The sequence below is a fragment of the Agromyces tropicus genome (assembly GCF_039531345.1).
Lineage (GTDB): Bacteria > Actinomycetota > Actinomycetes > Actinomycetales > Microbacteriaceae > Agromyces > Agromyces tropicus.
In genome coordinates, this window is record NZ_BAAAPW010000005.1 from 42,599 (window position 1) to 55,189 (window position 12,591).

Annotated in this window: 13 protein-coding genes; 3 read left to right on the plus strand and 10 right to left on the minus strand. The window is 72.5% G+C overall.

The window, feature by feature from the left end:
- Nucleotides 1–235 precede the first annotated feature (235 nt).
- On the plus strand, nt 236–1,300 hold the full coding sequence (locus ABD230_RS14485) for a PHP domain-containing protein (RefSeq protein WP_344375868.1): 1,065 nt from the start codon (nt 236–238) through the stop codon (nt 1,298–1,300).
- Here ABD230_RS14485 and ABD230_RS14490 read toward each other — a convergent pair.
- The 4 genes from ABD230_RS14490 to ABD230_RS14505 form a co-directional block, all read right to left on the minus strand.
- Nucleotides 1,297–2,130 carry an alpha/beta fold hydrolase gene (locus ABD230_RS14490; RefSeq protein WP_344375870.1) on the minus strand — a complete coding sequence of 278 codons (834 nt, stop codon included), beginning with the start codon at nt 2,128–2,130 and terminating at the stop codon, nt 1,297–1,299. The two genes, ABD230_RS14485 and ABD230_RS14490, sit on opposite strands and share 4 nt — an antisense overlap.
- 59 nt (nt 2,131–2,189) lie before the next feature.
- Nucleotides 2,190–2,384 (minus strand): hypothetical protein, encoded by a 195-nt coding sequence (locus ABD230_RS14495; protein ID WP_344375872.1) that lies wholly within the window; start codon nt 2,382–2,384, stop codon nt 2,190–2,192.
- Nucleotides 2,385–2,393: 9 nt separating this feature from the next.
- Complete coding sequence (locus ABD230_RS14500; RefSeq protein WP_344375875.1) at nt 2,394–2,834, minus strand: DoxX family protein; 441 nt, start codon at nt 2,832–2,834, stop codon at nt 2,394–2,396.
- Between the two features lie 64 nt (nt 2,835–2,898).
- Nucleotides 2,899–3,840 (minus strand): cytochrome b/b6 domain-containing protein, encoded by a 942-nt coding sequence (locus tag ABD230_RS14505; protein WP_344375877.1) that lies wholly within the window; start codon nt 3,838–3,840, stop codon nt 2,899–2,901.
- Nucleotides 3,841–4,026: 186 nt separating this feature from the next.
- Here ABD230_RS14505 and ABD230_RS14510 point away from each other — a divergent pair, with 186 nt between their 5' ends.
- Complete coding sequence (locus ABD230_RS14510; protein WP_344375879.1) at nt 4,027–4,788, plus strand: EI24 domain-containing protein; 762 nt, start codon at nt 4,027–4,029, stop codon at nt 4,786–4,788.
- 27 nt (nt 4,789–4,815) lie between these two features.
- Nucleotides 4,816–6,198: an MFS transporter gene (locus tag ABD230_RS14515; RefSeq protein ID WP_344375882.1), complete on the plus strand. Its 1,383-nt coding sequence runs from the start codon at nt 4,816–4,818 to the stop codon at nt 6,196–6,198.
- Here ABD230_RS14515 and ABD230_RS14520 read toward each other — a convergent pair.
- From ABD230_RS14520 to ABD230_RS14545, 6 genes are all read right to left on the minus strand, one after another.
- The gene (locus ABD230_RS14520) at nt 6,195–6,896 is read right to left on the minus strand and encodes an NAD-dependent deacylase (protein WP_344375884.1); all 702 of its coding nucleotides are present in this window, start codon (nt 6,894–6,896) and stop codon (nt 6,195–6,197) included. The two genes, ABD230_RS14515 and ABD230_RS14520, sit on opposite strands and share 4 nt — an antisense overlap.
- Nucleotides 6,893–7,498, minus strand: a complete 606-nt coding sequence (locus ABD230_RS14525; protein WP_344375886.1) for a class I SAM-dependent methyltransferase — start codon at nt 7,496–7,498, stop codon at nt 6,893–6,895. The genes ABD230_RS14520 and ABD230_RS14525 overlap by 4 nt, the downstream gene beginning before the upstream one ends.
- A gap of 54 nt (nt 7,499–7,552) precedes the next feature.
- Nucleotides 7,553–9,217: a glycoside hydrolase family 13 protein gene (locus ABD230_RS14530; protein ID WP_344375889.1), complete on the minus strand. Its 1,665-nt coding sequence runs from the start codon at nt 9,215–9,217 to the stop codon at nt 7,553–7,555.
- Between the two features lie 72 nt (nt 9,218–9,289).
- On the minus strand, nt 9,290–10,210 hold the full coding sequence (locus ABD230_RS14535) for a carbohydrate ABC transporter permease (protein ID WP_344375892.1): 921 nt from the start codon (nt 10,208–10,210) through the stop codon (nt 9,290–9,292).
- Nucleotides 10,210–11,175 (minus strand): carbohydrate ABC transporter permease, encoded by a 966-nt coding sequence (locus ABD230_RS14540; protein ID WP_344375896.1) that lies wholly within the window; start codon nt 11,173–11,175, stop codon nt 10,210–10,212. The genes ABD230_RS14535 and ABD230_RS14540 overlap by 1 nt, the downstream gene beginning before the upstream one ends.
- Nucleotides 11,176–11,200: 25 nt before the next feature.
- A complete protein-coding gene (locus tag ABD230_RS14545; protein ID WP_425546244.1) occupies nt 11,201–12,508 on the minus strand; it encodes an ABC transporter substrate-binding protein in 1,308 nt (435 codons plus the stop codon).
- Nucleotides 12,509–12,591 lie beyond the last annotated feature (83 nt).

The window sequence follows — 12,591 nt, forward strand, 5'->3', positions numbered from 1 at the left end:
CGTCCTCTCCCCCGGACGCACACACGCTGGATCTCCGGGAGGAACTTCCCGACGACACGCCGCCCCCGGGAACGCGCCGCTCGGCGCGGCGGCCAGAAGTTCCTCCCGACGGGAACCGGACGTCGAACGGGAGACATCGATCCGTGATCGGGAGGGAGGAGCGACGACAGAGGAGGGCGGCGGCGCGATGCGCCGGCGCGTGCGGCGGGTCGGCGGTGCGCGGCAGACTGGGGCCATGGACCCGGTATCGGCGCTGGAGGAGATCGCGACCCTGCTCGAGGTGCAGCTCGCGTCGCCGTTCAAGGCGAAGGCGTTCCGACGCGCGGCCGGGGTGATCGGCCCGCTCTCGGAGGAGGAGCTGCGGGCGCGCGCCGGCGACGGCCGGCTGAAGCGCACGCCCGGCATCGGCGACTCGAGCCTCGGCGTGATCGTCGAGGCGCTCGACGGGACGGTCCCGTCGTACCTGGCGGATCTCCGCGAGAAGGCGGGCGTCGAGACCGCGTCCGGGCTGCGGGCGCTCCTCCGCGGCGACCTGCACGCGCACTCGGAGTGGTCGGACGGCACGACGAGCATCGCCGCCATGGCGCGGGCCGCGGCATCCGCCGGGCTCGAGTACTTCGCCCTGACCGACCACTCGCCCAGTCTCCGGGTCGCGAACGGGCTGTCGCCCGAGCGGCTCGAGTCGCAGCTCGAGATCGTCGGCGCGCTCAACGCCGGGCTCGGCGAGGGGCCGGGCGACGCCGACGAGCGCGACCGCGGCGACCTCGGCGTGCGGATCCTCGCCGGTATCGAGGTCGACATCCTGGAGGACGGCACGCTCGACCAGGAGCCGGCCCTGCTCGACCGGCTCGACGTGGTCGTCGCCAGCGTGCACTCGAAGCTCCGTGCGCCGCGCGACGCCATGACCGAGCGGATGCTGCGGGCGATCCGCGATCCGCGGATGAACGTGCTCGGCCACTGCACGGGCCGGCTCGTGCAGGGCTCGCGCGGCACGCGACCGCAGTCGGAGTTCGACGCCGAGGCGGTGTTCGCCGCGTGCGCCGAGCACGACGTCGCGGTCGAGGTCAATTCGCGCCCGGAGCGGCAGGACCCGCCCGACGACCTCATCCGGATCGCGCTCGACGCCGGCTGCCGCTTCTCGATCGACAGCGACGGGCACGCTCCCGGGCACTTCGGGTTCCTGGCGCTCGGCGCGAAGCGCGCGGAGGCTGCCGGCATCCCGCCCGAGCGGATCGTGACGACGTGGCCTGCCGACCGGCTCGTCGAGTGGGCGGCGTCGAAGAAGCGGGCCGCGCGCTAGTCCGCCGTGTCGCCCGCACGCTCCACGAGCCAGTCGAGCACCTCGGGCACCACGCGCAGCACGGCGACGTGCCCGTCGTCGAGGCGCATCCACAGGCGCGCGTCCGGCAGTCCGGCGACGAGGCGCACGGCGTGCGCCCGCGGGATGACGCGGTCCAGCTCGCCCTGCACGAGCAGCGCGGGCACGCGCACGTCGCCGAGCTCGACGCCCCAGTCCCGGGTGAACGCCACGTCGTCGTCCACGAGCCCGCCGGGGCCGAACTGCTCGGCGCGTCCGGCGTCGCGGCCGACGGCGCCCCACTCGCCCCCGAGCACGTCGAAGTCGGCCGCGATGAACTGCCCCGGGTCGAACTCGTCGGTCTCGGCGAACCGCATCCGCTCCGCCCGGGAGACGGCGGCCGCGCGGAGCGCGGCGGGGCCGTGCATGCCGGCGAACCAGTCGTCGTCGCCGTCGTACGGCGCCGGGCTCGCCAGCACCGAGACCGCCGTGACGCGATCGGGCAGCAGGGCGGCGCAGGCGAGCGCGTGCGGCCCGCCGCCGGAGTAGCCGAGCGTGGCGAAGCGCTCGAGCCCGAGGGCGTCGGCGATCGCTCCGACGTCGGCGGCGACCGAGGCCACGTCGCGGCGGGGCCGCGGGGTCGACCCGCCGTACCCGGGGCGGGCGAAGGTCACGAGCCGGATGCCTCGGGCCCGCGAGGCCGCGACGAGCGGCTCGAGCGGCTCGCCCGTGTGCGGCGACCCGGCATGCCAGACCACGGTCGGCGCGGCGGCACCCTCCGGAGACGCCTCGACGACGAACGCCCGCACGACGCCGCCGTGCGGCGACGGCACGTCGAGGATCCGGGCCCCGTCGGCCGTGACCCCTCCCGCCTCCGGCAGGTCCGCGCCGGCTATCGCTCGACCGCCTCGCGTTCGCGGCCGCGACGACCGAGCGAGCGCAGCCAGAAGAACACGGCCACGGCGACGACCGCGACGACGGCGAGCTTCACGACGAACCAGAGCACGCTGAAGACGAGGTCGACGAGGAACCACGCGATCACGACGGCGGTGATCACGCCGAGGACGGTCCAGACGGTGCGGCTCATCCTCCGAGCCTATCCGCGCCCCCGCCGGCCCGGCCGGGGGTTGCGCGGCGGCCGGGTCGACCACAGCGCGAGCGCGATGAGCACCGGCTGGAAGAACAGCCGGACGAACCGCGCGCGGTCGGTCGTGAGCCCGAAGGCGTCGCGCCGCTCGCGCCACTGCGCGACGTTCCCGGGGAACACCGCAGTGAAGAACGCCGCCACGATCCAGCCGATCCGCGAACGCTCCCGCGGCAGCACGACGAGCGCCGCCCCGAGCCCGACTTCGGCGACGCCCGACGCGACGACGACGCCGTCGGCGTCCATCGGCACCCACGGCGGGACCTGCGCCCGGAACTCGCGCCGCGCGAACGTCAGGTGCGAGACGCCCGCGAACACGAGGAACGCGGCGAGCAACCAGCGACCGGCGGTCCGGGCGGGCGTGGAGGGCGGCAGGGAGTCGGCTCGGGTCATGCGGAGAGCCTAGGTGCGCCTGACGGACGCGTCATCCGACCGCACGGCGCCTCGCAGCGAACGGTCAGCCCTGGACGCGCCCCGACGCGGCCGCGATGCGCTTCAGCAGCGGCGGCTTCGCCACCACCCAGGCGACCACCATCACGACCACCGACAGCGCGAAGACGACGAAGCCGAGCCAGTCGTCGGCGTCGCGCGCCGCGTACATCTGGTTGAGCTTGCGCAGCGCACCGGAGGTGAGCACGAGTACCACGTGGACGAACGTGAAGGCGAGGAAGAAGAGCATGACCGGGTAGTGGACGGCGCGCGCCATCCGCTCGGTCGACGGCGATGCGAGTCGCCCCTCGGCGGGCCACGCCGACGACAGCCGCAGGCCCGAGAGCAGCGCCAGCGGCGAGGCCACGAACACCACGACGAAGTAGGACAGCTGCTGCAGCGCGTTGTAGACGACCCAGGAGTCCTCCACCGGCCACTCGAGCGACGCGTACTGCAGGCCCGCCGAGATCGCGTTGGGCACGACCGCCCAGTCGGTCGGCACGATCCGCAGCCACTGCCCGGTCGCGAACAGCAGCACGACGTAGCTGATGCCGACGAGCACCCACAGCGCGTCGAGCCACAGGTGGAACCACAGCCAGATGCCGAGGCGCCGCGGCGGCCGCTTCGTGCGCGGCCACCGGGTGTTGTCGCGCGTCCAGAACCCGGGCGGCCGACGCTTGCCGCGCAGCTCCAGCCCCGTCTTCACGAGGAGCACCAGGAAGAAGGCGTTGAGGAAGTGCTGCCAGCCGAGCCAGGCCGGGATCCCGACGGGCGTGCCCTCGGGCGGCGGCACCACGCCGGGGTACGCGTCGACGAACGCCTCGACCGCGGGGATGCCTCGGATCAGGCGGGCGGCGACCACGACGACCGCGAACACGACGACCGCGATGACCGCGCCCCAGAGCACGCGTCGACGCTGGGCCCTCCACCACTCGGCGGCGCGGGTGGACGTCGTGGGCGTCGTGGTCATCTCGGCGTCGGGTCCTTCTCCAACGGGGCTCCGGCCGCGGCCGGAGGGGCGCGGCGCGGGATGCGCCGGCGTCGAACGGATGCCTCGACGATATCGCCGTCGGCTGGGAGCACGCGCACGCCCTGCAACACCGCGTCGCAGTGCGGCGCGCCGGGCGGCATCCGTCGTCGCACCTATGCTGGCCCGATGCTGCACGATCTCGCCGACGGAGTCCGCGCGCTCGGGCGCGGGTTCGCGTTCTGGCGGCGCGATCCGGGCGTGATGCTGCTCGGACTGGTGCCCGCCGCGATCGTGTTCGTGCTGCTCGCCTGGGGCCTCATCGCGCTCGGCATCGGGCTCCCGGGGCTCGTCGACCTCGCGACGCCGTTCGCCGACGCCTGGGTGGAGTTCTGGCGCGTCGCGTTCCGCACGCTCGTCGCGGTCGTCGCCTTCGCCGGCGCGGCCGTGCTGGCGTTCGTGACGTTCACGGCGCTCACGCTGATCGTCGGCGACCCGTTCTACGAGCGCATCTGGGTCGCGGTCGAGGCGGATGCCGGCGGGGACCCGCCCGGCGAGGGCCCCGGGTTCTGGGCCGGCGTGCGCGGATCGCTCGTGCTGATCCTGCAGGGGCTGCTGTCGGCGGTGCTCGTCGGGCTCGTCGGGTTCGTCCCCGTCGTCGGCACGGTCGCGGCCGCGGTGCTCGGCGCGGTCCTCACCGGACGGCTGCTCGCACGCGAGCTCACGGCACGCGCGCTCGACGCGCGCGGCATCCCCCGCGACGAGCGCCGCGCACTGCTCCGGGCGAATCGGTGGCGCTTCCTCGGCTTCGGCATCGCGACGCAGCTGTGCTTCCTCGTGCCGCTCGGCGCGATCGCGACCATGCCCGCCGCCGTGGCCGGGGCGACCGTGCTCGCGCGTTCCGCGCTTGACAGGCGGGAGGCGCCGCGGGAGGCTCGCCCGGAGTCCTGACCGACGCGACGGGTGAGGGGGTCGCCGATGTCGCGCACACCCGACGCACCCGCGCGGCACCACGCCCGCTGGGTGGTCGCGGCCCTCTGCACGGGGACCCTGCTCAGCGCCATGAACTCGGGCATGATCGCGGTCTCGCTCAGCACGCTCCGCCGGGAGTTCGCCGTCGATGTGGCGACGGTGACCTGGGTCATCTCGGTCTACTACCTCGCCTCGGCGGTGCTGCAGCCGATCATGGGGCGCCTCGCCGACCGCTACGGCCCGCGCCGCGTCTTCGCGTTCGGCATGTGGACGGTCGCGCTCGCGGGTGCGCTCGGCCCGTTCGCGCCCGACCTCGCGGTGCTCTGCGCGGTCCGGGTGCTGCTCGCGGTCGGCACCGCGACCGCGTTCCCATCGGCCGCGGCCATGCTGCGCGCGGTCGCCGCGGCCGACGGCGGCAACGCCACGAAGATGATCGGGCGCATCCAGCTCGTCGACACGACGTCGGCGGCCATCGGTCCGGTGCTCGGCGGCGCGCTCATCGTCGCGTTCGGCTGGCCGGGGATCTTCTGGATCAACGTGCCGCTCGCGGCACTCGCGCTCGTGAGCACGGGCCTGCTCGCACCGCGCGACGCTCCTCGCGCCCACGTGCCGCTGCGGCGGACCCTGGCCGAGTCCGACCTGCCCGGCATCGGGCTCTTCGTGGTCGCGATCGCGACGCTGATCGGGTTCCTGCTCGAGCTCGCCGACGACCCGCCGTGGCTGCTGCTGCCGGTCGCCGTGATCGCCGGCGGCCTGTTCGCCTGGCGGGAACTGCGGGCGGCGACGCCCTTCATCGACCTGCGGCTGCTGGCCGCGAACCTGCCGCTCGTGCGCGTGTACGTGCTGTTCATCCTCGCCAACCTCGTGTTCTACGGCGCCCTGTTCGGCATCCCCCAGTACCTCGAGGACCACGCCGGGTACCGCACCGACGTCATCGGGCTCCTGCTGCTGCCGCTCGCGGCGTTCAATGTGGTGACCGCCCCGCTCGTGGAGCGGCTGATCGATCGCCGCGGCCTCCGCCGCGCACTCGTGGTCGGGCTCGCCGCGCTCACGGCCGGCACGCTCGCCCTGCCGCTCCTCGGCGGGTCGACCGCCGCGTGGACGGTGCTCGCGGCGACGGCGGCGCTCGGCATCCCGTACGTCTTCGTGCTCGTCTCGATCACGCAGTCGCTCTACGTGGCGGCTGCCGGCCAGCACGTCGGCCAGGCGGCCGGGCTGTTCCAGACCGCACGCTGCCTCGGCTGCATCGGCGCCTCGGTCGTGGTGGGGCTGGCGTTCTCGGGCGGCACCGGTCCGTCGGACTGGGTGCTGCTGGCGATCGTCACCGTCGCGCTGTCGCTGACGACGCTCGTGGTCGCGATCGCCTGGCGGCCGCGGCCGGTGGGCTAGCCGCCCAGCACCTCGTCGACCCACTCGGGCACGAGCAGGCTCGCGGGGCCGAGCCGGGTCTCGGCGAAGAACGGCGTGATCTCGCTCTCGGCGAGGTTGAGCTCGAGCGTCGTGGCGCCGAGCGCCTCGGCCGTGAGCACGAAGCCGGCGGCGGGGTGCACGGCGCCCGAGGTCCCGATGGCGACGAACGCCTCGCACCCGGCGAGCGCGAGGTCGATGTCGTCGAGGCCGTACGGCATCTCCCCGAACCAGACGACGTCGGGGCGCAGCGTCCGTTCGCCGCAGGCGGGGCACGGCGGCCCCGGCAGCAGGTCGCCCGGCGCGTCGGAGCGCACCTCGCAGACGAGGCACCGCGCCAGGCGCAGCTCGCCGTGCATGTGGAGCACGCGCGTCGACCCGGCGCGCTCGTGCAGGTCGTCGACGTTCTGCGTGACGACGAGCAGTTCGTCGCCGAGCTCGTGCTCGAGCGCGGCCAGCCCCGCGTGCGCGGGGTTCGTGGCGACGGATGCCACGGCCCGCCGCCTGGCGTCGTAGAAGCGCTGCACGGTCTCGGGATCCGCGTCGAAGGCCTCGGGGGTCGCGACGTCCTCGACGCGGTGCCCCTCCCAGAGCCCGCCGGCGTCGCGGAACGTCGGCACGCCGCTCTCCGCGGAGATCCCGGCGCCGGTGAGCACGACGATGCGCGGCGCAGCGGTCATCGGGCGCCCTCGGGCACGTGGCCGCTGAACAGCAGCACGCGCGTCGGGCCGAACGGGAACGACGGCACGCGCACGAGCCGGGCCTCATCGGCCGCGAACCCCGCGGCGACGAGCGCCGCACCGGTGTCGCGATCCCAGTGGCAGCCGTGGCACCATCGGCGGCTGAACGGCGTCACGGCGTGCTGGATGCCCCGCTTGAGCGTGCCCGGCGGGGCGACGACGTGGTCGACGAACACGACGCGGCCACCGGGGCGCAGGACGCGCCGCACCTCGGCGAGCGCGGTGGCCTGGTCGGCCACCGAGCACAGCACGTACGTGCCGACGACCGCGTCGACGGAGGCGTCGGGCAGCGGGATGCGCTCCGCCACGGCGTCGAGCGGTTCCGCCGGATGCCGCCATTCGCGCGCCCTCGTCCGCAGTTCCGCGCGCCGCTCCGCGTCGGGTTCCAGCCCCACCCACTCGACCTCGTGGTGCAGCGCGCCGAAGTTCTCGCCCTCGCCGGCGCCGATCTCGAGCACGCGCCCGCGGACGCGCCCGATCGCCTCGCGCTCGAGGTCGTCGAGCTCGTCGTCGGTGATGAGCGGGGGCCGCGCGGCATCCATCACAGGTCATGCGACCACGCGGCGGAGGCGGTCGTCAAGCGGCCGGTCCGGCGCTCAGCGACGGAGCCAGACCGTCGTCTCGGCGGGCAGCCGCGCGTCGCCGACCTCCCGGCTCGCGACGAGCACCGATCCGTGCGGGAGGTCCACGGCATCGGTGCCGAAGTTGGACACGACCTCCCAGCCGTCCGGGCGCCGGAAGTGCACGACATCGGGTTCGGAGGTCGCGACCCACTCGAGTTCCTCCGCGCCCTGGAGCTCGCGGCGCAGCGCGAGGGCGCGACGGTACATCGCCAGCGTCGATGCCGGGTCCCCGCCCTGCACCTCGACCGCGAACTCGCCGAACCAGGCGGGCTGGGGCAGGTGCGAGCCGTCGGGCCCGAACCCGAAGGAGTCCCCGTCGGCCGTCCACGGGAGCGGCACGCGGCACCCGTCCCGGCCGATGTCGACGCCGGGGTTGCGGAAGTACGCGGGATCCTGGCGCTCCGAGGCGGGGATGTCGGCGACCTCGGGGAGTCCGAGCTCCTCGCCCTGGTACAGGTACGCCGACCCGGGCAGGCCGAGCACGAGGAGCGAGGCCGCGCGGGCGCGCCGGAGTCCTCGATCGCGATCGAGCTCGGGGGTCGCCCCGCCCGACAGCAGCCACGCGGCACCGTGCTTCTCTCGCGGGTCGGACGGCTCGGGCAGTCCGTAGCGCGTGGCGTGCCGCACCACGTCGTGGTTCGAGAGCACCCACGTCGTCGATGATCCCGACATCGCGGCGAGGGCGAGGTTCGCGTCCACGATCCGCCGGAACTCGGCCGCGTCGTACGGCGCCTCGAGGAGATCGAAGTTGAACGCCTGCCCCAGCCCCTCGACGCTCGCGTACCGAGGCCGACGGTGGGACTCGACCCAGGCCTCCGCGACCGCCGTCCGCGGCGGCGAGTACTCCTGGAACACGCGGCGCCATTCGGCGTAGATCTCGTGGACCTCGTCGCGGTCCCACAACGGGTGGGCCCCGTCGCGCGGCAGCGCGTCGAGGGTCGCCTGATCGGGCAGGACGTCGTCGAGCCGCTTGGCGAGCCCGTGGGCGACGTCGATGCGGAACCCGTCGACCCCGCGATCCGACCAGAACCGCAGCGTGCGGAGGAAGTCGTCGCGCACCTCGCGGTTGTCCCAGTTCAGGTCGGGCTGCTCGGTCGCGAAGTAGTGCAGGTACCACTGGCCGTCGCCGACCGGCTCCCAGGCCGCGCCCCCGAACGCGCTCGTCCAGTCGGCCGGCGGCTGCGCGCCGTCGGGGCCCAGCCCGTCGCGGAAGATGTAGCGGGCGCGGGCGGCCGAGCCGCGCGGGGAGGCGAGCGCCTCGCGGAACCACTCGTGGCGATCGGAGGTGTGGTTCGGCACGATGTCGATGATGACGCGGATGCCGGCCTCGTGGAGCGCCGCGACCAGGCGGTCGAAGTCGGCCAGCGTGCCGAGCCGGGGGTCGACGTCGCGGTAGTCGTCGACATCGTACCCGCCGTCGGCGAGCGCTGACGGGTAGAACGGGCTCATCCAGACCGCGTCGATGCCGAGGGCCTGCAGGTACGGGACGCGGTCGCGCATGCCGCGCAGGTCGCCGATCCCGTCGCCGTCCGCGTCGGCGAAGCTGCGCGGGTAGATCTGGTAGACCGCGGCCTGGCGCCACCAGTCGGCGTCGTCGTGGAGTCGGGCGAGGTCGGGGCGTGCGAGCACGTCGCTCATGTGCGGTGAGGTCCTTTCCGGGGCGGAGGTGGTGAAGGTCGTGGCGGAGTCGGTTCGGGTGCGGGCGCTCGGTCAGCCCTTCACGGCGCCCTGCGTGACACCTTCCATGACCCAGCGCTGGGTGAAGAGGTAGACGACGATGGCGGGCGCCATGGCCATGAGGTACGACGCGAACGAGACGTTGTAGTTGTTGCTGAACTGCGTCTGGAAGATCGACTGCACGACCGGCAGCGTCTGCTGCGCGGAGTCGGCGATGATCAGCGACGGCATCATGAAGTCGTTCCAGGAGGCGAGGAACGCGAAGATCGCGACGGTCGCGCTCATGGGCGCGAGCAGCGGGAAGATCAGCTGCCGGAACGTCTGCCAGGTCGTCGCACCGTCGATGCGGGCGCTCTCCTCGAGTTCGAGCGGGATCGAGCGCAGGAACGCCGTGAACAGCAGGATGCTGAACGAGAGCTGGAACATGATGTGCAGGATGGTGACGCCCACCGGGTTCGCGAGCCCGGTGAGGCCCGTGAGCTGGATCTGCGGGAGCGCGACCACCGGGAACGGCAGGAACATCGCCGCGAGCAGGTAGAAGAACGACCAGCGGAAGAAGCGGTGCTCCCAGTTGCGGACGATCGCGTAGGACGCGAGCGAGGCGAGGAGGACGGTGCCGACCACGGTCCCCGCCGTCACGAGCAGCGAGATGGTGAACGCGACCGGGAAGTTCGTGAGCTCCCATGCCTGCACGAAGCCGGAGACGTCGATCGGGTTCGGCAGCGAGAACGCGTTGCCGTCCACGGCCTGCGAGGTCGACTTCAGCGACATCGAGATCGTGACGTAGAGCGGCAGGATCACCGTGATGGCGCAGAGGAGCAGGATGACCATGGTCGTCCAGCTCGTCTTCTCCTGACCGACCTTGCCTCGTCGGCGGATGGCGACCGCCGCGCCGTCGCGGCCGGGGACGGGGGTCACGGAAGCGGGCGTCCGCTTCGCTGCTGTCTGGGTCATCAGATCGCCGCCTTTCCGCGGGTGATTCGGAGTTGGAGCACCGAGATGGCGACCGCGATGATGAAGAAGATCGTGGCGTTCGCCATCTGGTAGGCGTAGTCGCCGCCGGTGAAGCCCGTGAAGATCGTCATGGCGATGCTTCGGGTGGACGTGCCCGGTCCGCCGTTCGTGAGGCCGACGATCACGTCGTACACGTTCAGGTAGTTCTTGAAGCCCAGGATCATGTTGATCACGACGTAGCCGGAGACGAGCGGGAGCGTGACGGACCAGAGCCGCCTCGCCGGCCCCGCCCCATCGATGTCGGCGGCCTCGTACACCTCGCCCGGGATCGAGAGCAGGCCGGCGATGTAGATGAGCAGCGTGGCCGGGATCGTCTGCCACGCCGTGACGATCACGATCGAGAGCCACGCGAGGTCGGGGTTGGCCAGGATCGACTCGGACAGCCACGGGATCCCGAGCGACGTGCCGAGCGCGGGCACCGAGTTCGAGAACAGGAAGTTGAAGACGTACGCGATCACGATGCCCGAGATGACCATCGGGATCACGAACACGGCGCGGAGCCCCGCCTTGAACCTGATCTTCGCCGTGAGGCCGACGGCGAGCAGGAACGCGATGACGTTCACCAGGAGCACCGTCACGATCGCGAAGCCGAAGGTGAAGCCGTAGCTGGCGAGGATCGCCGGGTCGGAGAAGGCCGCCACGTAGTTGGTGAGGCCGACGAACTCCCAGTCGCCGAAGCCGATGAAGTTCGTGAACGAGTAGAAGATGCCGAGCACCGCCGGGACCGTGATCGCGAGGGTGAACAGCGCGAGCGTCGGGACGAGGAACCAGTAGTAGATCGGATCGACGCGCGTGCGACCGCGTCGGTCGTGGCGGGCGCCGGCGAGGTGATCGGCCCGGCCGTGCTCGGCCTCGTCGACGAGGGAGCCCGTGGAGGCCGCGGCGGTGGTGACCGGAGTGCTCATGTCGGGATGTCCTTTCGAATCCGCGTCAGCCGCGCAGCGCGAGCCGCGCCCAGTCGGCGTCGATGGTCGCGAGGGTCGCCGGGACGCTTGCACCCGTCACCATCGCCTGGATGTAGTTGTCGATCGGGATGGTCAGGGGGACCGAGCGCGAGAGTCCCTGGTAGAACTCGCCGGCGTCGTAGTACTCCTGCATGCCGATGATCCGTTCGTCGGTCACGGGCGCGGCATCCGTCGTGGTGCCGAACCCGAGGAACGCGGCGTTGTAGGCGTCCATCACGTCCTGCTGCATGAGGTACGACACGAACGTGCGCGCCGCCTCCTTGCTGTTGCTCGCCTCCGGCACCCACAGGGCCAGGTCGAGGTTCACGCGGACCTTCAGGTCGTCGGGGTCGTTCGTCATGGGGAGCGGGAAGGTCCCGAGCTCGAGGTCGGGATTCGTCTTGGCGATCTCGCCGAGCGCCCACGGGCCCTGCAGGTACATTGCGGCTTCGCCGTTCGCGAAGGCGACGTTCCCGTCGCCGTACCCGCGGCTCGGGGCGTCCGCGTTCGAGTAGGCCGCGAGCTGCTCCATCTGCTCGACCGGGTCGAGGATCGTCTTCTGGAACGACACGGGCGAGTCGGGGCCCACGTCGGTGCCCTCCTCGTCGAGGTCGGCGAGGAACTCCGGCACGTCGGTGGTGCCGCCGACGCTGTAGTCGAACAGGCCCTGCGCGACGGTCCACGCGTCCTTGTAGGTGCTGTAGATCGGGGTGATCCCCGCGGCCTCGAGCGTGTCGCACGCGGCGATCAGCTCGTCCCACGTGGTCGGCACCTCGATGCCGTTGTCCTCGAACATCTGCACGTTGTAGATGACGGACGCCGCGGCCACCGAGTAGGGAAGCACGCTGGTCCGCCCGGGATAGGTCGCGTACTGGTCGACGAGCTCCTGCACGTCGGGGCGGATGCGATCGGCCTCGGGCATGTCGGAGAGGTCGGAGAGCGCGCCGCGCTCCATGAAGCGCGCCATCTCGTAGTTGTAGTTCAGCAGCCCGACGTCGGGCGGATTGCCCCGGAGGAACCCGGCCGAGAGGTTGGAGGCCGAGTCGAGCGTGACGTGGACCTCGGACTGGGAGTCGTTGAACTCGGCGACGACGTCCTGGAAGTAGGGGATCGCCTCGGGCTTGCTCAGCAGGAAGGTGATGTCCTCGGTGCCGCTGCCCGCGGCGGAGCAGCCGCTGAGGGCGAGGGCCGCCGCGAGGACGGCGGCGGCGGTGCCGCCGAGGCGGGCGCGCACGCGGCGGGTGCCGGTGGCGGGGCCCCGGCTGCGGCTGTGGTCGGTCGATCGGTGAGGCACGTCGTCGTCTCCTCCTGGGAATCCGGGCGTCGATGCCGTGGCGACGACGCCGATAGATAATTTGGAGTGTAGATTTACTCTGT